Consider the following 21478-nt stretch of genomic DNA (forward strand, 5'->3'; position numbering starts at 1 on the left):
GGCCCGGACACCGCGCCGATCCCCGGCCCTGCACCCGCCCCCGACCCCAAGAGCCCCCGGCTGCCGTCACGGCGTCTTGATCTCCGAGACGGTCGTGGGCTCTTGGGGCGAGTGCGGCTCATACTGCTGGGGTGATGACCGAGTATGACGCCGTCGTGCTCGCCGGCGGGGCGGCCAGACGGCTGGGTGGAGTGGACAAGCCTGCCGTGCGCGTGGGCGGGCGGGCCCTGCTCGACCGCGTGCTCGCGGGCTGCCGGACCGCCGGGCGCACCGTGGTCGTCGGGGACCGGCGCGCGACCGTGCGGCCCGTGGTGTGGGCGAGGGAGGAGCCGCCCGGCGGGGGACCGCTGGCGGCTCTCGACGCCGGCGTGCGCGAGGTGGAGGCCGGTGCCGTGCTCGTCCTCTCCGCCGACCTGCCGTTCCTCGGCGAGGGGACCGGCAGCCGTCTGCTGGACGCCCTGACTACCGCGCCCGACGCCGACGCGGCCCTCCTGGTCGACGCCGACGGTCGCGACCAGCCGCTCGTCGCCGCGTACCGCACCGACGCCCTCCGCCGTGAGATGGCTCTCCTCACGACCACGCACGGCAGCCTCTCCGGGCTCCCGCTGCGTCTGCTCACCCAGGGGATACGGATCGTCCGGGTCACCGCCGGCCCCCTCGCCTCCTTCGACTGCGACACCTGGGAGGACATCGCCGCGGCCCGGGCCAGGATCAGGGAGCATGGGAACGTGCTGGACGAATGGATCACCGCAGTCAAGGCCGAACTGGGCATCGAGCTCGACGTCGACACCGGCGTGCTGCTCGATCTCGCCCGGGACGCGGCCCACGGGGTCGCCCGCCCCGCCGCGCCGCTGACCACCTTCCTGGTCGGATACGCGGCGGCGAAGGCCGTCGCCGACGGCGCCGCGGACGGTGCGGAGGCCTCCCGCGAGGCTGTCGCGGAGGCCTCCCGCAAGGCCGCCGCCCTCGCCAACCGCTGGGCCGCCGAAGCGGAGCGGGACACGGCCGGATGACCCCCCACGACGAAGGCGACGACGACGGCGTCGATGAGGTCCTCGCCCTCGTCGCCCCACAGCGCGGCGCGGCCCACCGGTCGGCGCCCGCGCCCGACGAACCCCACCGCGCCACCGCCTGGCCCGCCGCCCGCGCCCTCGCCGCGCGCGCCGGGGCCACGGTGGGCGCCGCGCGCGCACCCCTGCGTACACCGCTCGACCAGGCCCTGGGACAGGTGCTCGCCGAGCCGCTGCGCGCGCTCACCGATCTGCCCTCCTTCGACACCTCGGCCATGGACGGCTGGGCGGTCGCAGGCCCCGGACCCTGGGAGATCCGCGCCCAGGGCGCCGTGCTCGCGGGCCACGCCCCCGCCGCCCCGCTCGACGACGGCACCGCCGTGCGGATCGCCACCGGCGCCCGCGTACCGCCCGAGACCACGGCGGTCATCCGCAGCGAGCACGCCCGCACCGACGCGAGCGGCCGTCTGCACGCCCGGCGCGAGGTCGTGCCCGGCCAGGACATCCGCCCCCGTGGCCAGGAGTGCCGCGCCGGAGACCGGCTGCTGCCCGCCGGGACGCGGGTGACGCCCGCCGTCCTCGGGCTCGCGGCGGCCGCCGGGTACGACGAGCTGCCGACCCCGGCCCGTCCCCGCGTGGAGGTCCTCGTCCTCGGCGACGAGCTGCTGACGGCGGGACTCCCCCACGGCGGGCTGATCCGGGACGCGCTCGGCCCCATGCTCGGCCCCTGGCTGAGCGCGCTCGGCGCCGAGACGCTCGCCACCCGGTGGATCGGCGACGACGCGGACGCCCTCGCGGCGGCCGTCACCGGCTCCCCCGCCGACCTGGTGATCACCACGGGCGGCACGGCCTCGGGCCCGGTGGACCATGTCCATCCCGTGCTCGCCAAGGCCGGCGCGACCCTGCTCGTCGACGGGGTGAAGGTCCGTCCCGGCCACCCGATGCTGCTCGCCCGCCTCGACGACGAGCGCCATCTCGTCGGGCTGCCCGGAAACCCCCTCGCCGCCGTCTCCGGCCTGCTCACCCTGGCCGAACCGCTGCTCCGGGCCCTCGCGGGCGCCCCGCTCCCGGCGCCGTACAGCGTCCCCATGGCGGACGAGGTGCAGGGCCATCCGTACGACACCCGGCTCGTCCCGGTCGTGCATCGCGAGGACCGGATCGTTCCGCTGCGGTACCACGGGCCCGCGATGCTCCGGGGGATCGCGGCGGCGGACGGGATGGCCGTCGTCCCGCCCGGCGGCGCTCGCCCCGGCGACGCCCTGGAGATCCTCGACCTCCCCTGGTCGACCTTGCTCGCCGGTCCGGCCCAGCCGACCGCCGCTGATCCGGCCCAGCCGACCACGTCAGACGCCGCCCAGCCGACCACGGCAGACCCGGCCCGGCCGTTCACGACCGACCCGCCCCAGCCGTTCACGGCAGCACGGCAGGAGGATGTTTCACGTGAAACTTCCCAGCCGTGACGTCATGGCGCGCGACGCGGAGGAGAAGGCGTCCCCCACTCGGGTCCGGATGCCCCGTCGCGTCGTCGAGAAGCCCATGCGCCAGGTGGCCAAGCGGCTCCTGATGGCTCTGGGTGTGCTCGCCCTCACCACGCTCATCGTCTACGTCGACCGCGACGGCTACTACGACAACGCCAACGAGACGCTCGACTTCCTCGACTGCGCCTACTACGCGACCGTCACCCTCTCCACCACCGGCTACGGCGACATCGTCCCGCACAGCGATTCCGCGCGGCTCGTCAACATCCTGCTGATCACGCCGCTGCGCGTGCTGTTCCTGATCATCCTGGTCGGCACCACTCTCGAGGTCCTCACGGAGCGGACCCGGGAGGAGTGGCGGCTGAACCGCTGGAGGGCCGCCGTGCGCGACCACACCGTCATCGTCGGCTTCGGTACCAAGGGCCGGTCCGCGATCCAGACGCTCCGTGCCACGGGCCTGTCCAAGGAGCAGATCGTCATCGTCGACCCCTCCACCAAGGTGATCGAGGCGGCGAACGCGGACGGCTTCGTCGGGGTGGTCGGCGACGCGACCCGCAGCGATGTGCTGCTCCGCGCCGAGGTGCAGAAGGCACGGCAGATCGTCATCGCCACCCAGCGCGACGACACCGCGGTCCTGGTGGCGCTCACCGCCCGCCAGCTCAACAGGGGCGCGAAGATCGTCGCCGCCGTGCGCGAGGAGGAGAACGCCCCGCTGCTGCGCCAGTCCGGCGCGGACGCCGTGATCACCAGCGCCAGCGCGGCCGGCCGGCTGCTCGGCCTCTCCGTGCTCAGCCCGAGTGCCGGCACGGTGATGGAAGACCTGATCCAGCAGGGCTCGGGTCTCGATCTGGTGGAGCGGCCGGTCATAAAGTCCGAGGTGGGCAAGAGCGTGCGGGAGACCGAGGACCTGGTGGTCAGCGTGTTGCGCGGGCACCGGCTGCTCGGTTACGACGATCCGGCCGCCAGTCCGCTGCAGTTGACGGACCGTGTGATCACCATCGTGCGCGCGGCGCCCGTCACTCCGCTGTCGGCGCCGTCCGAGTAGCCTCGCCGCCATGCATGCGATCACGATTCCGGAACCCGGCGGCCCCGAGGCCCTCATCTGGGCCGAGGTGCCCGATCCCGTGCCCGCCGAGGGCGAGGTCCTCGTCGAGGTGGTGGCGAGCGCCGTCAACCGTGCCGATCTGCTCCAGCGCCAGGGTTTCTACGACCCGCCGCCGGGCACGTCGCCGTACCCCGGCCTGGAGTGCTCGGGGCGGATCTCCGAGCTGGGGCCGGGGGTCTCCGGCTGGTCGGTCGGCCAGGAGGTGTGCGCGCTCCTCGTGGGCGGCGGTTACGCGGAGAAGGTCGTCGTCCCGGTCGGCCAGCTGCTGCCGGTACCGGAGGGCATGGACCTCGTGACGGCGGCGGCGCTGCCCGAGGTGACCTGCACGGTCTGGTCGAACGTCTTCATGGTCGCCCATCTGCGGCCCGGCGAGACGCTGTTGGTGCACGGCGGTGCGAGCGGCATCGGCACGATGGCGATCCAGCTCGCCAAGGCGGTCGGCGCGAAGGTCGCGGTCACCGCGGGCGGCCCGGAGAAGCTCGCGCGCTGCGCCGAACTGGGCGCGGACATCCTGATCGACTACCGCGAGCAGGACTTCGTCGAGGAGCTTCGCAAGGCCACGGACGGCGCCGGTGCGGACGTGATCCTGGACATCGTCGGCGCGAAGTACCTGGAGCGCAATGTGCAGGCACTCGCGGTCAACGGCCGGCTGGCCGTCATCGGCCTGCAGGGCGGTGTGAAGGGCGAGTTGAACCTTGCCGCGCTGCTCTCCAAGCGGGCCGCGATCACGGCGACGACGCTGCGCGCCCGCCCGCTGCACGAGAAGACGGCCATCGTCGCCGCGGTGCGCGAGCACGTCTGGCCGCTGATCGAATCGGGCACTGTGCGCGCGGTGGTCGACCGTACGGTGGAGATGCGGGACGCCGCCGAGGCGCACCGGGCCCTGGACTCCGGCACCCACGTCGGCAAGGTCCTGCTCCTGGCACCCGGCGCGGCCTGAGGCCCGCGCAACCCCCTGAATACGCCTGAGGGCCCGCGCAACCGGCCTGAGCATGCGTGAGGGCCCGGCACACCCCAGGTGTGCCGGGCCCTCACGTGTACGGGTGCCCCGGAGCCCTACAGGTACGGTCCCGAGCGGACCGCGTGACCGCGGCCGTGGTCGTCGTCATCGTCGACCGGCGCGCCCGGAGGCAGCGCGCGGCGCATCTGCTCCAACTGGGCGCGGGCGGCCATCTGCTGGGCGAACAGCGCCGTCTGGATCCCGTGGAAGAGACCTTCGAGCCAGCCCACCAACTGGGCCTGCGCGATCCGCAGTTCCGCCTCGGAGGGAATCGCCTCGTCGGTGAACGGCAGCGAAAGCCGCTCCAGTTCCTCGACCAGTTCGGGCGCGAGCCCGTCCTCCAGCTCCTTCACGGAGCTTGCGTGGATGTCCTTGAGCCTGACCCGGCTCGCCTCGTCGAGGGGAGCCGCACGTACTTCCTCCAGGAGCTGCTTGATCATGCTGCCGATGCGCATGACCTTCGCAGGCTGCTCGACCATTTCCGTCACCGGGACCTCGCGGGATTCGTCGTCACCCTGAGCGCCGCCGAGTGCCATCCCGTCCTGTCCCACGATGAGGACCTGGGGAGTCTCCTGCGACCGTTCATTCCTCGGCATCTCCATGCCGCCATTCTCTCGCACACGTGCCTCATCACACGGTGTGCCCCTGGAGGAGGGTGATCCACCCTTCTCCAGGGGCACAGGACGGCAACGACCGATCAGGCGGCTTCGCGGCGGGCCAGGGCCCCGCGCGAGCGGGTCACCAGGGCCGCGAGGAGCGCGGCGCCCAGCGGTACGAGGACCAGCATCGCGCCGAGCGTCTCCCAGGGGACGACGATCGGGACGTACGGAGCGTCCTGCGCACCGCCCCAGCCCTGGTCGAGGGACTCCTGGTAGAAGCGGAGCTCCTGGCGCTCCTCGGTGAGCCGCAGACCCACCGCCGGCAGCACACCGGCCGCCGAGCCCAGGATCACACCCATCGCGGCGACCACCCCGCACTGGAAGCCGCTGAGGGTGCGGCGGACCCGCGGGGGCGCGCCGACGGCGGACAGCGTCTTCAGGTCGGCCTCGGCGTCGGCCTGGGCGAGACCGGTGGCGATACCGGCGGCGCCGATGGTGACGAGGCCGGCGAAGACGGTCAGCGCGAGCAGCACGATGCTGGTGTCGCTGACGAATCCTTCCTCCACGTGCAGCGCGACATCGCTGCCGATCTTGGCGAGCTCCCCGTCGAGCTTCTGGCGCTGCTCGCCGCTGGGCATCGCGTCGGTGGTGAAGAACGAGCCGAACGGCACCGCCGTGAGGCCTGCGGCCTTGGCGGCCTCGGGGCTGATGAGCGCCCGTATGCCGTAGGACTTCTGCCCGGACACCAGGTGGGCGGGGAAGTGCTTGACCTCGCCGGGGACCGGCTTGCGCTCCTGGTCGGCCAGGTTCGCCTTCTTGTTGTCGGCGATCAGCTTGACGGCGATCTTGCCGGTCTTGTCGATGGGCGCCTTGGCGAAGGAGACGATCTTTCCGTCGGCGAGGGCCTGCTGCGCGCCCGCGTCCGTGATGCCGATGACCTTCAGGAGCGAGGCGTCACCGACGATCAGGCCTCCCTCGACATAGGCGCCGCCGGGCAGGTCACCGCCACTGTTCTCGGTGCAGCGCCAGTCCTCGGCGAGCTTGCGGCGCTGCTCCTTGGTGAACTTCTCGGAGGGGTCCGAGCCGTCCTCGGTGGACATCCACAGGGGGCACTCGTTGGCCTTCGGAATGATCAGCTCGAAGCGGCCGCAGCCCGGGTTCTCGCTGTAGGGGGCGCAGTTCGCCTTGCCGACCACGATCCGCTGGAGGTCCGCGCGGGTGTCGACGGGCAGCAGTCGCTGCACGGCGTCCCGGACGGCGGGGATGTCCCGGCCGCCCTCCTCCGTGACCAGCATGGAGACGGCGCTGTGCGGCAGCTTCGCCTCGTAGCCGGCCGCGTCCTGGGCCTCGCGGCTGGCCGCGTAGGTGGAGATGGCGACCGTTCCGGCGACCGCCGCGAGCACGGCGGCGACGGCAGGTGCCGTACGGCCCCGGTTGCGCACCGCGTCGCGCAGGGCGAGGCGCGGCGAGAGCGGCAGCCAGCGGCCGGTGCGGCCGAAGAGGCCCACCAGCGCCGGGGTCATGGCGACCACGCCCAGCTCGGCGAGGGCGCTGCCGCCCGCGACGATGATGAACTGGTCGGAGATCACCGAGCCGTACAGGGCGATCGCGCCGCCGAGGAGCAGGGCGACCAGACCGATGAGCGGCAGGACGCGGCTGCCGCGGCGGACCCCGCGACGGCCGGTGAGCGCGGCGAGGACGGTCTGCCGGGACGCGGTGAAGGCCGGGACGATCGCGGCCAGCAGACCGGTCAGCACGGCGATGAGCGCGATACCGAGCAGCTCCAGCGGACGGATGTCGAAGGCACCGAACCGCTTGCCCATCGCCTGTTCGAGGAGCGGCTGCAGCGCGAACGTCAGGACGAGCGCCAGGACGGTGCCGATCACGGCCGCCGCGACGCCGATGACGAGGCCGCCGCTCAGCACGATGGCGCGGATGTGGTGACGGTCGCCGCCGTTGGCGCCGACGAGCCCGAGCTGACGGCGTGAACGGCGGGCGCCCACGGCGAACGCGGGACCGGCCAGCAGGCAGATCTCCAGCATGGCGAGGCCGACGACCGTGCCCGCGGCGGCGAGCTCGGCGGCCTGGGCGGCCGCGCTGTCCTCGAAGGTGCCCCAGCCCTCCTTCTGGTAGAGCGGGACATCGTCCGTGGCGGGCGGGTCCATGCGCACCGCGCGGGAGAGGACCGTGACGCCCTTGGTGTTGATCTGCTGCACGGTGTTCCACGTGAAACCACCGGGAGCCTTCACCAGATACGTGACGGACCCCTGGCCGGCGTCCAGACCGCTCGCCGCGACGACCTTGGCGTACCCGTCGAGGAACGCGCCCGGCAGGGCGTTGATCTGGTCGGCCTTCAGATCGTTGGGGAGCTCGTACGAGCCGACGATCCGGAACGTACGGCTGTCACCGCGCGCGGAGAGCGTGGAGCCGATGCCCAGCCCGCTCGTCTCCAGGAAGTGCGTGGTCGCGGCGACCTCGTCGGCCTTCTCCGGGAAGCGGCCTTCCTTGAGGGCCATGATGCCCCGGGCTATCGGATCGTCGGCCTTCAGCTCGCGGACCTCGGTCAGCAGCAGTCCGTGGGCCGTCGTCAGCTTGGCGCTGCCACTGCTGTCGGTGATGACCGTGGAGCCGGCCGGGAAGGTCTTGGTGACGTCGGTCGGACCGCTCGGCCAGGGCTCATCCTTGTAGTCCTTGACCGGCACGGACGTGTTGGCGTCGGGGTCCTGGTAGATCGGCACGCCGCTGACGTGGGCGTCGGAGAACCGCGCGTCGGCGGCGCCGATCTCCCGGCTCAGCCCCTCCTCGACGGAGAGTTCCGAGCTGCGCAGGGTCAGGTCCGCGGCGCTGACACCGAGGATGGGCAGGGCGATCATCGCCAGGACGAGGAAGCTGCGTCCCTTGGAGCGCCAGGCGTCACGGCGCGCGATGCGGATCGCGGCGCGCCAGGAGTGGAGCCACTTGTTCACCGTTCGGCCGCCTGGCCCGAGAGGAGCGAGTCGGCCTCGGTGCGCACGGTCTGGTCGACGACGGCGCCGTCCCGCAGGAACACGACCCGGTCGGCCCAGGCGGCGAACCGCGGCTCGTGGGTGACCAGCACGCCCGCCGCCCCGGCGTCGCAGCGTGCGCGCAGCAGGGCGAGGACGGACTCGCCGGTCTCGGAGTCCAGGGCGCCGGTCGGCTCGTCCGCGAGGACCAGGCGCCGGTCGCCGACCAGGGCACGGGCGATGGCCACGCGCTGCTGCTGGCCGCCGGACATCTCGTCGGGGAAGCGGTCGGCGAGGTGGCCGAGGTCCATCTCCTCCAGCGCGGCCACGGCCTCGACGCGGGCCTTGCGGGCGGCGATGCCGTCCAGCTCGCGGGGCAGGGCGACATTCTCGGCGGCGGTGAGCGCCGGGATCAGGTTGTAGTCCTGGAAGACATAGCCGATGCTGCGGCGGCGCAGGGCCGCGAGGGTCTTGCGGTCGGCGTTGGTGATGTCGGTGTTCTCGACGATCACCCGGCCGGAGGTGGGGTTGTCGAGGCCGCCCGCGATGGTGAGCAGGGTCGACTTGCCGGATCCTGACGGGCCCATGACGGCGACGAGTTCACCGGGGTGGACGGCGAGGTCGATGCCGCGCAGGGCGTGCACCTCGGTGGCGCCGGAGCCGTGGACGCGGGTCAGGTTCTGGAGTTGCAGCACGGGCTGCGCTGTGGACATGGAGGGGTCCCCCTTGGGCGTACGGACACGGTGCGCGTGCGCGTACGGAGCGGATGGAGCGGATGGAGAGCCGGCGGCGCCGGATCGTGCGGTACGGCGCCGGAGCGTGCGGGTGGTGCGAGACCAGGGGCCGGGTGGCCGCGGGGTCAGCGCAGCCGCGCCGGGTGGTGCGTGTCGTCGGCGGCCGGAGCCGCCTCGGGAGGCCGGGGGTCCCCCGCGCCGACGGCGGACGTGGAGAGCCGGATCAACCGGGCCTCGCAGTGGTCCAGCCAGCGGGCCTCGGCCTCGGTCTGGAAGATCAGCTGCTCCAGGACGAGCAGCCAGGCAATGTCGTCGCGTTCCCGGGACGTGCCCGACTCCAGCGCGGTGAGCGCCTGCGCCTTGAGCCGGGTGTAGTCCTGCATCGCCTTCACGGTGTGCCGGCGCTGGGACTGGATGACGTTCCTGATGTCGACGCCGGGTGCTCCGACGGCCATGGCGAGCTTGATGGCGAGCTCGTCGCGGGCCGGGCTGGTGCGGTCCACCGGCTTCTCGAACCACTTCCGCAGCTCGTCCCGGCCGCCCTCGGTGATCGCGTAGAGCGCGTGACCTGCCTCGTCCGCGCCGTCCTGGGCGACCATGCCGTCGCGTTCGAGCCGGTTCAGGGTCGTGTAGACCTGGCCGACGTTGAGCGGCCAGGTGGAGCCCGTGCGGGACTCGAACTCCGTGCGGAGCTGCGAGCCGTAGCGAGGCCCGCGTTCGAGGAGGGCGAGAAGCCCGTGGCGGATCGACATACTCAGTATGTATACCGAGTATGCCGACGCGGACAAGCGACCTCAGACGGAGTCCGCGCGTCCGTCTCAAGGGGGACACGCGGGGTCGCGCGAGGGACCGGCCCCTGTCAGCGGCGTCGCATCCGCAGGCCGAGAAAGCCGATGCCGAGCCCCATCATGGCGAGCCCGGCGCCCAGCGTGACCACGGGAATCTGCCGGTCGGAGGCGGTGGGAGCGGGCTGGTCGCCGATCCGGGGCGCCGCGGCGGGCACGGTCGCGGGCGGCGCGTCGGAGGCCGAAGGGTCCGTCTCCGGTACCGGTTCGAGGGCCTCGTCCGTCGCGTCCGGCTCCTCGGGCGACTCCTCCGCGGGCTCCTCCGCTGTTGCGGACTTGGTACGAGACGGGTCGGCCGACGGGTCGGCCGACGGGTCGTCGGACGCGTCGCCGGGGTCGTCGATGGGCTCGTCCGCGTCACTCGGCCTCGGCGGCGCGGGCGGCCTGCCCGGACGCTCACGGCCCTCGCCGGCGGGGCGCCCGGCCAGCGAGCCGGACGGTGTGGGCCCGGGGGCAGCGGAGGCCGACGCCGATGTCGGGGGCGCGGTCGAGGGCGCGGCGGGCGGACCGGAGGCGCCGGGGGTGGGTGTGGGTCGCCCCGCCGGGGTGGAGGAGGCGGAGGGGGAGCCGGTGGCCGGGGGGCGGGACGGCTTGCCGGCCGTGGTGGGCCCGGTGGACGGAGCCGAACGAGCCGAGCCCGTCTGCGCGGTGGACGGAGCCGAACGAGCCGAGCCCGTCTGCGCGGTGGACGGAGCCGAACGAGCCGAGCCCGTCTGCGCGGGCCCCGGTCGCTCGTACCCGTTCACGTTTCCGTACCTGTACCCGGTTCCGTACCCGTCCCCGTACACGTTTCCGTACCCGTACCCGTACCCGTACGCCGTCGGTGCCGCGCCGACCAGCAGCCAGCACGCCACCGCGGGGCCGACCACCCGCCGCCGCAGTGCCCGCGTGTGCGTGCCGCGGAGTCCTGGAGTCACGGGGTGACCCCCTCCCGTACCGAGCCGCCGAGGTATCCAACTCAGCGTCACATGACGTGACAATTCCGGCATCCGGGCGCCCGCGCGGGGATGACCCCGGTCGGAGCCGGATGCCGGAGGCGGGCTACTGCCCGGGGTTGCCCGTGGAGATCTCCAGGGTGAACTCGGCGTCGTCCTTCGACGCGTCCCCACCCGCCGGCGGGTACTGGCTGAGCACCGTGCCCTCGCCGTACGTCGCCTCGTCCACCGGGGTCTGCTTCGTGATCTTCCACCCGGCGGCCTGGATGCAGTCCTTCACCGACTGGATGTTCTTGTACGTGAAGTCGGGGATCTCGAACTTCGACGGATCGTCGCTCGACTCCCTCGGCTCGGTGCACTTCTTCACGTCGATGGTCTTCGTCAGGTCGGGACCCTTGTGCCCCGGCGCGACCGACTGGCTCTGGCTCGGGTCACCACCCGCATTGTTGTTCGGGTCTTCGTCCTTGTTGAGGTTGATCACGGTGATGACACCGGCGATCACGAGCAGCGCGGCGACGGCCGCGCCCACGATCATCGGCGTGTTCCGCCGGGACCCGCCGGCGGTGGCGGCACCGGACGGGCTGCCACCGGAGACCGGGGGCTGCGGCGACATCGTGTAGGGGCCGGGCGCCGGCGTCTGGTACGCCGGAACCGGCGGCGGGGTCTGCGCCTGCTGCGGGTAGCCGTAGGACGGCCCGGGCGCCGGAGTCGGCGGACCGTAGGGGCCCGGAGCCGGCGTCGGCTGCTGGTACGGGTACTGGACGCCGTGCGTCGAGGGCGGCGGAGTCTGGCCGACCGGCGGGAAGACCGCCGAGCCGACACCCGAACCGCTGCTGACCGGACCGCCCGCCACGATCACCGGCGCGCTCGTCTGGCCCGCCGAGAGCACGCGCAGGCACTCGTCCTGCATCACGGCCGCGCTCGGGAAACGCTCGTTCGGGTTCTTCTTCAGCGCGCGGGCGACGAGCGCGTCCATCGCCGGGGTGACCGAGCGGTTGATGGACGAGGGCGCGACCGGCTCCTCCTGCACATGCGCGTACGCGATGGCAAGCGGCGAGTCCGCGTCGAACGGCAGACGGCCCGTGAGCAGCTGGAACAGCATGATGCCGACCGAGTACAGGTCGGAGCGGGCGTCCACCGCGCGGCCGAGGGCCTGCTCGGGGGAGAGGTACTGCGGCGTGCCGACGACCATGCCCGTCTGCGTCATCGAGGTGACGCCGGACTGCATGGCGCGCGCGATGCCGAAGTCCATCACCTTGACCACGCCGCGCTTGGTCATCATCACGTTGCCGGGCTTGATGTCCCGGTGGACCAGGCCCATCTCGTGGCTGGTGTCCAGGGCGGCGAGGACGTCCGCCGTCACCTTGAGCGCCTTGTCCGCGGGCATCGCGCCGAACTGCCGCACGTCGGAGGCGAGCACCGAACCGAGCGGCTGGCCCTCCACGTACTCCATGACGATGTACGGCATGACCGAGCCGTCGAGGGTGTCCTCGCCGGTGTCGAAGACCGAGACGATGTTCGTGTGCGAAAGCTTCGCGACGGCCTGCGCCTCGCGCCGGAACCGCTCGCGGAACGACTGTTCCCGGCCGAGTTCGGTGTGCAGTGTTTTGATGGCGACCTGGCGGTCGAGCGCGCTGTCGTAGGCGAGGTAGACGGAGGCCATGCCGCCTTCGCCGAGCAGGTCGCGCAGCTGGTACCGGCCGTTCGCTACCGAACCGCCCGCATAACGGCCCTGGGCGCCGTCCTGGCTCATTCGTGCTCCCCCGTACGCGCGCGTGGCGGCGCTGATCGTGAATTTCCTGGCCAAGTCTGCCCGAGGGCACGGACACGTCAAGCCGGGTGCCCGTTCCGTGACCCTCCGCGCAGGAAGCGTCTCGGAAGCGTTACACGAACCGGCCGGAATTTGCATGGGTGTACACGCGGGAGGTTGGATGGCCGGTCGACTCGGACCGAGGTGTCGGACGAAGCCTGTAGCGTGACGACGGAACGGCACCACACGACTGAAGACGACGGCGAGGACTGATGGCACCCGAATCCGAAGCAGGCGGCGGCGGCCTGTCGGGCGCCGCCGCGGAGTCCTGGGGCGTCGGCGGAGTGGTCGGCGACGGCCGGTACCGGCTGACGCACCGCCTCGGCCGCGGCGGCATGGCCGAGGTCTTCGCAGCCGAGGACGTTCGCCTCGGCCGCACCGTCGCCGTCAAGCTGCTCCGCTCCGACCTCGCCGAGGACCCGGTCTCCAAGGCCCGCTTCACGCGCGAGGCGCAGTCGGTCGCCGGCCTCAACCACCACGCGATCGTCGCCGTGTACGACTCCGGCGAGGACGTCGTCGGCGCCCAGTCCGTGCCGTACATCGTGATGGAGCTGGTCGAGGGCCGCACCATCCGCGACCTGCTGATCAGCGCCGAGGCCCCGGGCCCCGAGCAGGCCCTGATCATCGTCTCCGGTGTCCTGGAGGCGCTCGCCTACTCGCACCAGCACGGCATCGTGCACCGCGACATCAAGCCGGCGAACGTCATCATCACGCACAGCGGCGCCGTCAAGGTCATGGACTTCGGCATCGCCCGCGCCCTGCACGGCGCGCAGTCGACGATGACCCAGACCGGCATGGTCATGGGCACACCGCAGTACCTCTCCCCGGAGCAGGCCCTCGGCAAGGCCGTGGACCACCGCTCCGACCTGTACGCCACCGGCTGCCTGCTCTACGAACTGCTCGCGCTGCGGCCCCCGTTCACGGGCGAGACCCCGCTCTCGGTGGTCTACCAGCACGTCCAGGACATCCCGGTCCCGCCGTCCGAGGTCGCCCACGCCTCGCCGCCGGAGCTCGACGGGCTCGCGATGCGCTCGCTGGCGAAGGACCCGGACGACCGGTTCCAGAGCGCCGAGGAGATGCGCGGGCTCATCCAGTACGGCCTGCAGATGCTCCAGCAGGCGGGTGGCCACACGGGCACGTGGAACACCGGCCCGGTGGAGGTGCACGAGGGCGGTCACACCCCGGTCGGCGGCGTCGCGGCGACGACGGCGATGGGGCACCCGATGCACCACGAGACCGCGCAGCGCCCGCTCCTGCCCCCGATGAACCCGGACGACGGCGGATACGACGGCGGCGGCCACGGCGGCTACGGCCAGGACGGCTACGGCGCGCAGGGCGGCCGGGGCCGCGGCGGGCGCGGCAAGGTGCTGCTGTTCCTGTCGCTCGCGATGATCGCGATCGTCGCGGGTGTCGTGTACGCGCTCGACAAGGCCGGTCAGCCGGACAACGGGAAGCCGACGACCCCGGTCACCCAGTCGCCGACCCCGTCCTCGGAGACCCCGACGCCGTCGCAGGAGGCGAGCGAGGACACCCAGGAGCCGGACACGTCGACCGGCGGTGGCAACGACCAGCCCTGGACGAAGCCGCCGACCACCCCGCACACGACGCCTCCGACGACGCCCCAGACGACCCCGCCGACCACGCAGCCGACGCCGACGGACGACGGTTCGGACGACGGCGGCACCACCGGCGACCCGACGGGCGACCCGACCGGCACGCCCTCGGGCGACCCCTCGGACCCGCCGGACACCACCGTGCAGGGCAGCACCGGGCAGCCGGCGACGCGCGGCGGCACGGGCTCGACGCCGTAGCCCGCAGGCCCCCGCCGGGCGGGTCACCCGGTGAACGCGTCGCGTACCGCCTGGTATTCGCGCGTCCACCACACCACCAGGGCCGACGCCGCAGGAAACTGCGGGTCGGCCCTTCGGTCGTGGAGCTGGTAGCGCCAGCGCAGTATCCAGAAGTCGTTGAGCCGCTCCCACCACACCCGGTGCACCGCCGAGGCCAGCTCCGCCGCGTCCGCGCCGGCCGCCCGCCGGTAGGCCCGCGCGTACGCCCGCACCTTCTCCAGGGCCAGCTCGCCCGCCGGCCGTACGAAGAAGATGGCGGCGGCCCTGACGGCCTCCTCCGCCCGGGGCTGGACGCCGAGGCGGTCCCAGTCGACGATCGCGGCCGGTTCGGCGCCCCGGTAGAGCAGGTTCAGCGGGTGGAAGTCGCCGTGCACCCAGCCGGCCGAGGTCGCGGCGGGCGGCCGGTGGTGGGCGTGCTCGGCGAGCAGCCCACGGCGTTCGAGCAGCCGGTGCTCGGCGAGCGCGTCGAAGCCCGTGCGGGGCCGGTGGGCGCGGGCGAGGCGCAGCAGCTCGTCGATGACGCGGAGGGTGTCCTCGGGGCGGGCGCTCTCGTGCCCGCCGCCGGGTGGCGGGGACTCCATCACCTGCTCCAGGCAGGTGTGGACGTGCCCGAGGAGCGCGCCCAGGCGGAGGGAACCGCCCGTCGAGAGCTGGGTGCCGTCGCGGTGGCGGCCGTCGATCCAGGGGTGCAGGGCGTAACAGCGGCCGCCGATGACGGCGACCGTGCGGCCGGCGGAGTCGGCGAGCGGCGGGGCGACGGGCAGGCCGAGGGCGTGCAGACGCTGGGTCGCGCGGTGCTGGCGGCTGATGGTGTCCCGGTCGGCGGTCGGCGCGTCGAGGTGCTGCTTGAGGAAGTAGGCGCCGCGGGTGGTGAAGAGGCGGTAGCCGCGGTTGAGGAGGCCCTGGGTGACGGGCTCGCAGGAGAGCGGCTCGCCGGCCTCGCGGTAGCGCCGCAGCAGGTCGCCGACGGGCGGCACGGGCGTCGCGGAGCGGAGAGGCGACGCGGGCGTGCCGGCGCTCACGAGCGGCGCGGGCGTGCCGACGCGCAAAAGCGGCATGGGCTGCACGTGCGGCACGTGCGGCACGGGCGTCGTGTACGTCATGGACGTCGTGGCGTCCCGCAGGGCGAGCGGCGTGGCCCCGACCCGGGGTGCGGGCATGGTCGCGCCGAGGGGCGGAGCGAGCGTTTCAGATGAGCGCGGCACCCGTCAGATGTTAGATCACGCTACGTGCTGGAGATGTCGCTCCGTGGTGTAGTCCAGCTGGTGCACCGTCACGAACTGCGGCTCGATACGCAGGTAGATCGGCTCGAAGGGGGCGCCGTCCACCACCTGCGGGCTCGCGCCGAACGCGGTGAGCTGCTCCTCGGTCGGTTCGACGACCTCCGCGGTGCCGGTGAACTGCACGGACCAGAGGTTCTCCTCGCCCGAGTTGAAGTTGTCCGCGCCGTAGGCGACGACACTGCCCGCGCAGGCTCGGTGGTAGCCGAGGCCCCGGTGCATGCGGATCAGGACGCAGCCGTCGTCCACGATGTGCCGGGCGGGGGCGACGAACGGCATCGCGCGCATGCTCGTCGCCACCCGGCCGTACGAGACGCGGTTGAGCAGCTCGATGGCGCGGATCTCCTCGGTGGACATGGCTTCCACTCTCCGCCACCGGCCCGGCGCGGGGAAGGGGCGCCTGCCCCGGTTCACCGGGGACGTAGGTCCCGAATCGGGGCCCGCACCGGGCCGGGCCGAACGGGTGACGGTGACCCGCGCGGGTCCACCGGCGCGCTCAGTGCCGCTCGGCCTGCATGCGGGCCACGTACGCCGCGGCCTGCGAACGGCGCTCCATGCCCAGCTTCGACAGCAGGCTGGAGACGTAGTTCTTGATGGTCTTCTCCGCCAGGTGGAGCCGTTCGCCGATGGCCCGGTTGGTCAGGCCCTCGCCGATCAGATCCAGGATCTTGCGCTCCTGTTCCGTCAGATTCGCGAGCTTGTCGTCACCTTTGGGGTTGTTTCCGTCCCGCAGCCGCTCCAGGACGCGGGCGGTCGCGACCGGGTCGAGCAGGGACTTGCCCGCCGCCACGTCCCGTACCGCCGACAGCAGCTCGTTGCCGCGGATGGCCTTGAGGACATATCCCGAAGCCCCGGCCATGATCGCGTCGAAAAGCGCCTCGTCATCGGCGTACGAGGTCAACATCAGGCATTTGATGTCCTCGTTCTGCGAACGCACCTCGCGGCAGACCTCGACCCCGCTGCCGTCCGGCAGCCGTACGTCGAGCACGGCCACGTCGGGCCGGGTCGCCGGGATCCGGACCAGGGCGTCCGCCGCCGTGCCCGCCTCCCCGACCACCTCGATGTCGTCCTCCACGGAGAGCAGCTCGTGGACGCCGCGCCGGACGACTTCGTGGTCGTCCAGCAGAAATACCCGGATTTTTCCATCTTCGCGCACGCACTCAGTCTCACATATTGGCTCTTCCCGTGCCCGGGGTGTGCGGGATAACGTGCCGGTGTTCCGGCGGCCTGCGAGGCTGTTGCCAGCGCGCTGACCAGCTACTGTTCCCACATTTCTCGATTTACTTGGAAATCCAAGCAAAATCGCAGGTCAAATGGGGTTTCGCAGTAATGCGAAGCAGTGGGTAACGTGCCTATGACAGGGCGCTCGCCGGGGCACCTGTCACGCCCGACCCGGCCGAGTCGCACCCACCCCCGTGCGCGCGTCCGGACAAGGCGAGCCGCACTGGCCTTCCCGGCAACCCCGGGGGCCGGACCGACGGAGGAGTACGCACGTGACCGTGGAGAGCACTGCCGCGCGCAAGACGACGCGACGCAGCAGCGGCACCAAGCGCACGGCCGGCGCCAGCGCCGCCGCGAGCGCCAAGAAGTCCCAGACTTCGGAGCCCGAGCTCGTACAGCTGCTGACGCCCGAAGGGGAGCGCGTCCAGCACCCCGAGTACGACATCGACCTGAGCGCCGACGAGCTGCGCGGCCTCTACCGGGACATGGTCCTCAGCCGTCGCTTCGACGCGGAGGCCACCGCCCTGCAGCGCCAGGGCGAGCTGGGTCTGTGGGCGTCACTGCTCGGCCAGGAGGCCGCCCAGATCGGCTCCGGCCGCGCCCTCCGGGACGACGACTACGTCTTCCCCACCTACCGCGAGCACGCCGTCGCCTGGTGCCGCGGGGTCGACCCCACCAACCTCCTCGGCATGTTCCGCGGTGTGAACAACGGTGGCTGGGACCCCAACACCAACAACTTCCACCTGTACACGATCGTCCTCGGCTCGCAGACCCTGCACGCCACCGGCTACGCCATGGGCATCGCCAAGGACGGCGCGGACTCCGCCGTGATCGCGTACTTCGGCGACGGTGCCTCCAGCCAGGGCGACGTGAACGAGGCGTTCGTCTTCTCCGCGGTCTACAACGCCCCGGTCGTGTTCTTCTGCCAGAACAACCAGTGGGCGATCTCCGAGCCCATCGAGAAGCAGACCCGCGTGCCGCTCTACCAGCGCGCGCAGGGCTTCGGCTTCCCCGGCGTCCGCGTCGACGGCAACGACGTCCTCGCGTGCCTGGCCGTGACCCGGTCGGCGCTCGAGCGCGCCCGCCGCGGCGAGGGCCCGACGCTCATCGAGGCGTACACCTACCGCATGGCCGCCCACACCACCTCCGACGACCCGACCCGCTACCGCCGCGACGCGGAGCGCGAGGAGTGGGAGGCCAAGGACCCGATCCTGCGCCTCAAGGCCTACATGGAGCGCGAGGGCCACGCCGACGCCGCCTTCTTCGAGGAGCTGGAGACGGAGAGCGAGGCGCTGGGCAAGCACGTCCGCGAGGTCGTCCGCGCCATGCCCGTTCCGGAGCACATGGCGATGTTCGACAACGTGTACGCGGACGGGCACGCGCTCGTCGACGAGGAGCGCGCGCAGTTCGCCGCCTACCAGGCGTCCTTCGAGGGCGGAGAGGCCGAGTAATCATGGCTGTTCAGAAGCTTCCCCTGGCGAAGGCGCTCAACGAGTCGCTGCGCAAGGCCCTGGAGACCGACCCCAAGGTTCTCGTCATGGGCCTGGACGTCGGCAAGCTCGGCGGTGTCTTCCGGATCACCGACGGCCTGCAGAAGGACTTCGGCGAGGACCGGGTCATCGACACCCCGCTCGCCGAGTCCGGCATCGTCGGCACCGCGATCGGTCTCGCGCTGCGCGGCTACCGGCCGGTCGTGGAGATCCAGTTCGACGGCTTCGTCTTCCCGGCGTACGACCAGATCGTCTCCCAGCTGTCCAAGATGCGGGCCCGTTCGCTCGGCACGGTGAAGATGCCGATCGTCATCCGTATCCCGTACGGCGGTGGCATCGGCGCCGTCGAGCACCACTCGGAGTCCCCCGAGTCGCTCTTCGCCCACGTCGCCGGCCTCAAGGTCGTCACCCCGGCGACGCCCTCCGACGCCTACTGGATGCTCCAGCAGGCGATCCAGAGCGACGACCCGGTCATCTTCTTCGAGCCCAAGCGCCGCTACTGGGACAAGGGCGAGGTCGATGTCGAGGCCATCCCCGGCGAGCTGCACAAGGCCCGGGTCGCCCGTGAGGGCACGGACCTCACGCTCGTCGCGTACGGCCCGATGGTGAAGACCTGCCTGGAGGCCGCCGCGGCCGCTGCCGAGGAGGGCAAGTCGGTCGAGGTCGTGGACCTGCGCTCGATCTCCCCGCTCGACTTCGACACCGTCCAGGCCTCGGTCGAGAAGACCCGCCGTCTGGTCGTCGTCCACGAGGCCCCGGTCTTCTTCGGTTCCGGAGCCGAGATCGCCGCCCGGATCACCGAGCGCTGCTTCTACCACCTGGAGGCCCCCGTCCTGCGGGTCGGCGGCTACCACGCGCCGTATCCGCCGGCGCGCCTGGAGGAGGAGTACCTGCCGGGTCTGGACCGCGTGCTCGACGCCGTCGACCGCTCGCTGGCGTACTGACGGGCTGAAGGAGAGCATCGTGACGATCCGCGAATTCAAGATGCCCGACGTGGGCGAGGGCCTCACCGAGGCCGAGATCCTCAAGTGGTACGTCCAGCCCGGTGACACGGTCACCGACGGCCAGGTCGTGTGCGAGGTCGAGACGGCGAAGGCGGCCGTCGAGCTGCCGATCCCGTTCGACGGCACGGTCCACGAACTGCGCTTCCCCGAGGGCACGACGGTCGACGTCGGCCAGGTCATCATCTCGGTGAACGTGGGCGGAGAGGCGCCGGCCGCCCCGGCCGCCACCCCGGCCCCGGTCGTGGAGGCCCCGGCGGCTCCGGCCGCTCCCGCAGCCCCCGCCGCTCCCGCCGAGGACGACGAGCCGCAGGGCCGTCAGCCGGTCCTCGTCGGTTACGGCGTGGCCGCGAGCTCGACCAAGCGCCGTGCGCGCAAGGGTGCGGCCGTGCCCGCGCAGGCCGCCGCCGCGATCCAGGGCGAGCTCAACGGACACGGCGGTACGGCCGCCACCGCGACCGTGACCGCCACCCGGCCGCTGGCCAAGCCGCCGGTGCGCAAGCTCGCCAAGGACCTGGGCGTGGACCTGACGACGGTCGTCCCGACCGGCCCGGACGGGATCATCACCCGCGAGGACGTCCACGCCGCGGCCGCCCCGGCGCCCGCTCCCGCGGTGGTCCCCGCGGCCCCGGCCGTGGCGCCCGCCGTCCAGGCCCCCGCGGTCGCCGCGGCTCCGGCTCCTGCCGCCGCGCCCGTCGAGGCCGGCGCCCGGGAGACGCGTACCCCCATCAAGGGCGTACGGAAGGCCACGGCGGCGGCGATGGTCGGCTCGGCCTTCACCGCGCCGCACGTCACCGAGTTCGTCACCTTCGACATCACGCGCACCATGAAGCTGGTCGAGGAACTCAAGTCCGACAAGGACATGGCGGGCCTGCGGGTCAACCCGCTGCTCCTCATCGCCAAGGCCGTCCTGGTCGCCGTCCGGCGCAACCCGGAGATCAACGCGGCCTGGGACGAGGCGAACCAGGAGATCGTGCTCAAGCACTACGTCAACCTGGGCATCGCCGCGGCCACCCCGCGCGGTCTGATCGTGCCGAACATCAAGGACGCGCACGCCCAGACCCTGCCGGAGCTGTCGCGGTCGCTGAGCGAGCTGGTCGCCACGGCCCGGGACGGCAAGACGACCCCGGCGGCGATGCAGGGCGGCACGTTCACCATCACCAACGTCGGCGTCTTCGGCGTCGACACCGGTACGCCCATCCTCAACCCGGGTGAGTCCGCGATCCTCGCGGTCGGCGCGATCAAGCTCCAGCCCTGGGTCCACAAGGGCAAGGTGAAGCCGCGTCAGGTGACCACGCTCGCGCTCTCCTTCGACCATCGCCTGGTCGACGGCGAGCTGGGCTCCAAGTTCCTCGCCGACATCGCGGCGATCCTGGAGCAGCCGAAGCGGCTCATCACCTGGGCGTAAGAGTTCAGTTGGGATGTTTCACGTGAAACGCCCGGTCGGGGACGATGTGGTCCCGCGGCCGGGCGTTTCGTGTTGAGCTGGTGCCCCTGACGGCCGTACGACGAACAGGGGGGAACGTGGCGGAGTATCTGGGCCCGCTGGAACTGGTCGGGGACCGGTGGATCATCGGGGACCCGAAACGCGAGGGCGGCACGTGCCTGGTCTTCACCCGGGAGGGGATCGAGTACCACAGGAACGGGGCGCCGGAGCCACTGGAACTCGTGCCGTGGGAGCGGGTGATGTCGCTCCAGGTGGACGCGACCTCGCGCGGCTGGATGGCCACCCGTGCCGGAGGCGCGATCCCCTACCTCGCTCAGTCGAGCGCCGGCTCGTGGGGTCGTGACGCCTGCTCCGTGCACGCCCTGGTGCGCCATCCGTACGACGACTGGTTCGTTCGCTACACCCACCACGAGCGTGCCTACTCGGGTGCGCACATCTATCTGGTCTCCCGGTTCATCCGCGCGGTCTCCGACGCGAAGCTGCTGCCGCGACTCGGGGATCCGCAGTGGGTGAGCCTCGCGGTCGCGAAGATAGCCCCCTTGAAGATCGGCTTCTCGACAGCCCGGAGGGTGAAGGACACCGTGGAAGGGGTGGAGGGCGCGGGCCGCCTGTAGGGCGGGGAGCGGCCGGCGTCACTGTGCCTGCGTGGCGCCGCACGCGCCCGTCCGGATCGCGGACGGGTCTGTCTG

General features: G+C 72.2%; 18 protein-coding genes. 9 read left to right on the forward strand and 9 right to left on the reverse strand.

The features are described 5' to 3' along the window. Positions 1–134: 134 nt before the first annotated feature. The 4 genes from ACF09C_RS10035 to ACF09C_RS10050 are packed head-to-tail and all read left to right on the forward strand — an operon-like array spanning position 135 to position 4533. Entirely contained in the window at positions 135–1013 is an 879-nt protein-coding gene (locus ACF09C_RS10035) for an NTP transferase domain-containing protein (protein WP_392090838.1), read from the forward strand. Continuing rightward, positions 1010–2470, forward strand: a complete 1461-nt coding sequence (locus ACF09C_RS10040; RefSeq protein ID WP_392090840.1) for a molybdopterin molybdotransferase MoeA — start codon at positions 1010–1012, stop codon at positions 2468–2470. The genes ACF09C_RS10035 and ACF09C_RS10040 overlap by 4 nt, the downstream gene beginning before the upstream one ends. Then, a complete protein-coding gene (locus tag ACF09C_RS10045) occupies positions 2442–3533 on the forward strand; it encodes a potassium channel family protein (RefSeq protein ID WP_392090841.1) in 1092 nt (363 codons plus the stop codon). The genes ACF09C_RS10040 and ACF09C_RS10045 overlap by 29 nt, the downstream gene beginning before the upstream one ends. A gap of 10 nt (positions 3534–3543) precedes the next feature. Next, positions 3544–4533 (forward strand): NAD(P)H-quinone oxidoreductase, encoded by a 990-nt coding sequence (locus tag ACF09C_RS10050; protein WP_392090843.1) that lies wholly within the window; start codon positions 3544–3546, stop codon positions 4531–4533. A gap of 116 nt (positions 4534–4649) precedes the next feature. Here ACF09C_RS10050 and ACF09C_RS10055 read toward each other — a convergent pair whose 3' ends face one another. The 6 genes from ACF09C_RS10055 to ACF09C_RS10080 all read right to left on the reverse strand — a co-directional run bounded on the left by ACF09C_RS10055 (position 4650) and on the right by ACF09C_RS10080 (position 12443). Continuing rightward, positions 4650–5195, reverse strand: coding sequence for a bacterial proteasome activator family protein (locus ACF09C_RS10055; protein WP_392090844.1), 546 nt, complete (start codon positions 5193–5195; stop codon positions 4650–4652). Between the two features lie 95 nt (positions 5196–5290). Further along, the gene (locus tag ACF09C_RS10060; RefSeq protein ID WP_392090845.1) at positions 5291–8158 is read right to left on the reverse strand and encodes an FtsX-like permease family protein; all 2868 of its coding nucleotides are present in this window, start codon (positions 8156–8158) and stop codon (positions 5291–5293) included. Next, a complete protein-coding gene (locus tag ACF09C_RS10065) occupies positions 8155–8889 on the reverse strand; it encodes an ABC transporter ATP-binding protein (RefSeq protein WP_392090846.1) in 735 nt (244 codons plus the stop codon). Before ACF09C_RS10065 ends, ACF09C_RS10060 begins: the two co-directional genes overlap by 4 nt. A gap of 146 nt (positions 8890–9035) precedes the next feature. After that, entirely contained in the window at positions 9036–9662 is a 627-nt protein-coding gene (locus tag ACF09C_RS10070) for a PadR family transcriptional regulator (RefSeq protein WP_392090847.1), read from the reverse strand. Positions 9663–9769: 107 nt separating this feature from the next. Continuing rightward, positions 9770–10672 carry a hypothetical protein gene (locus ACF09C_RS10075; RefSeq protein WP_392090849.1) on the reverse strand — a complete coding sequence of 301 codons (903 nt, stop codon included), beginning with the start codon at positions 10670–10672 and terminating at the stop codon, positions 9770–9772. Positions 10673–10796: 124 nt separating this feature from the next. Further along, positions 10797–12443: a protein kinase gene (locus ACF09C_RS10080; RefSeq protein ID WP_392090850.1), complete on the reverse strand. Its 1647-nt coding sequence runs from the start codon at positions 12441–12443 to the stop codon at positions 10797–10799. A 269-nt stretch (positions 12444–12712) separates the two neighbouring features. Here ACF09C_RS10080 and ACF09C_RS10085 point away from each other — a divergent pair, with 269 nt between their 5' ends. Continuing rightward, the gene (locus ACF09C_RS10085; protein WP_392090851.1) at positions 12713–14311 is read left to right on the forward strand and encodes a protein kinase; all 1599 of its coding nucleotides are present in this window, start codon (positions 12713–12715) and stop codon (positions 14309–14311) included. 23 nt (positions 14312–14334) lie between these two features. On the opposite strand, the gene ACF09C_RS10090 is transcribed toward ACF09C_RS10085, so the two are convergent. From ACF09C_RS10090 to ACF09C_RS10100, 3 genes are all read right to left on the reverse strand, one after another. Further along, complete coding sequence (locus ACF09C_RS10090) at positions 14335–15408, reverse strand: phosphotransferase (protein ID WP_392091391.1); 1074 nt, start codon at positions 15406–15408, stop codon at positions 14335–14337. 162 nt (positions 15409–15570) lie between these two features. Next, complete coding sequence (locus tag ACF09C_RS10095; protein WP_392090852.1) at positions 15571–15987, reverse strand: pyridoxamine 5'-phosphate oxidase family protein; 417 nt, start codon at positions 15985–15987, stop codon at positions 15571–15573. Positions 15988–16126: 139 nt separating this feature from the next. Beyond that, positions 16127–16786 (reverse strand): response regulator transcription factor, encoded by a 660-nt coding sequence (locus ACF09C_RS10100; RefSeq protein WP_361960018.1) that lies wholly within the window; start codon positions 16784–16786, stop codon positions 16127–16129. Between the two features lie 337 nt (positions 16787–17123). On the opposite strand from ACF09C_RS10100, the gene pdhA reads away from it, so the two are divergent. The 4 genes from pdhA (at position 17124) to ACF09C_RS10120 (ending at position 21403) form a co-directional block, all read left to right on the forward strand. Continuing rightward, the gene (gene pdhA, locus ACF09C_RS10105; RefSeq protein ID WP_362415771.1) at positions 17124–18302 is read left to right on the forward strand and encodes a pyruvate dehydrogenase (acetyl-transferring) E1 component subunit alpha; all 1179 of its coding nucleotides are present in this window, start codon (positions 17124–17126) and stop codon (positions 18300–18302) included. 2 nt (positions 18303–18304) lie between these two features. Further along, positions 18305–19285 (forward strand): alpha-ketoacid dehydrogenase subunit beta, encoded by a 981-nt coding sequence (locus ACF09C_RS10110; RefSeq protein ID WP_392090854.1) that lies wholly within the window; start codon positions 18305–18307, stop codon positions 19283–19285. 40 nt (positions 19286–19325) lie between these two features. Continuing rightward, on the forward strand, positions 19326–20750 hold the full coding sequence (locus ACF09C_RS10115; protein WP_392091392.1) for a dihydrolipoamide acetyltransferase family protein: 1425 nt from the start codon (positions 19326–19328) through the stop codon (positions 20748–20750). Between the two features lie 116 nt (positions 20751–20866). Continuing rightward, on the forward strand, positions 20867–21403 hold the full coding sequence (locus ACF09C_RS10120; RefSeq protein ID WP_392090855.1) for a hypothetical protein: 537 nt from the start codon (positions 20867–20869) through the stop codon (positions 21401–21403). Positions 21404–21478: the final 75 nt, after the last annotated feature.

Source organism: Streptomyces sp. NPDC014870, assembly GCF_043081505.1.
Taxonomy (GTDB): domain Bacteria; phylum Actinomycetota; class Actinomycetes; order Streptomycetales; family Streptomycetaceae; genus Streptomyces.

Coding starts and splice junctions, on each gene's coding strand:
- ACF09C_RS10035 (WP_392090838.1), top strand. CDS start 135: ATGACCGAGTATGACGCCGTCGTGCTCGCCGGCGGGGCGGCCAGACGG.
- ACF09C_RS10040 (WP_392090840.1), top strand. CDS start 1,010: ATGACCCCCCACGACGAAGGCGACGACGACGGCGTCGATGAGGTCCTC.
- ACF09C_RS10045 (WP_392090841.1), top strand. CDS start 2,442: ATGTTTCACGTGAAACTTCCCAGCCGTGACGTCATGGCGCGCGACGCG.
- ACF09C_RS10050 (WP_392090843.1), top strand. CDS start 3,544: ATGCATGCGATCACGATTCCGGAACCCGGCGGCCCCGAGGCCCTCATC.
- ACF09C_RS10055 (WP_392090844.1), bottom strand. CDS start 5,195: ATGGAGATGCCGAGGAATGAACGGTCGCAGGAGACTCCCCAGGTCCTC.
- ACF09C_RS10065 (WP_392090846.1), bottom strand. CDS start 8,889: ATGTCCACAGCGCAGCCCGTGCTGCAACTCCAGAACCTGACCCGCGTC.
- ACF09C_RS10070 (WP_392090847.1), bottom strand. CDS start 9,662: ATGTCGATCCGCCACGGGCTTCTCGCCCTCCTCGAACGCGGGCCTCGC.
- ACF09C_RS10080 (WP_392090850.1), bottom strand. CDS start 12,443: ATGAGCCAGGACGGCGCCCAGGGCCGTTATGCGGGCGGTTCGGTAGCG.
- ACF09C_RS10085 (WP_392090851.1), top strand. CDS start 12,713: ATGGCACCCGAATCCGAAGCAGGCGGCGGCGGCCTGTCGGGCGCCGCC.
- ACF09C_RS10090 (WP_392091391.1), bottom strand. CDS start 15,408: ATGCCGCTTTTGCGCGTCGGCACGCCCGCGCCGCTCGTGAGCGCCGGC.
- ACF09C_RS10095 (WP_392090852.1), bottom strand. CDS start 15,987: ATGTCCACCGAGGAGATCCGCGCCATCGAGCTGCTCAACCGCGTCTCG.
- ACF09C_RS10110 (WP_392090854.1), top strand. CDS start 18,305: ATGGCTGTTCAGAAGCTTCCCCTGGCGAAGGCGCTCAACGAGTCGCTG.
- ACF09C_RS10115 (WP_392091392.1), top strand. CDS start 19,326: ATGCCCGACGTGGGCGAGGGCCTCACCGAGGCCGAGATCCTCAAGTGG.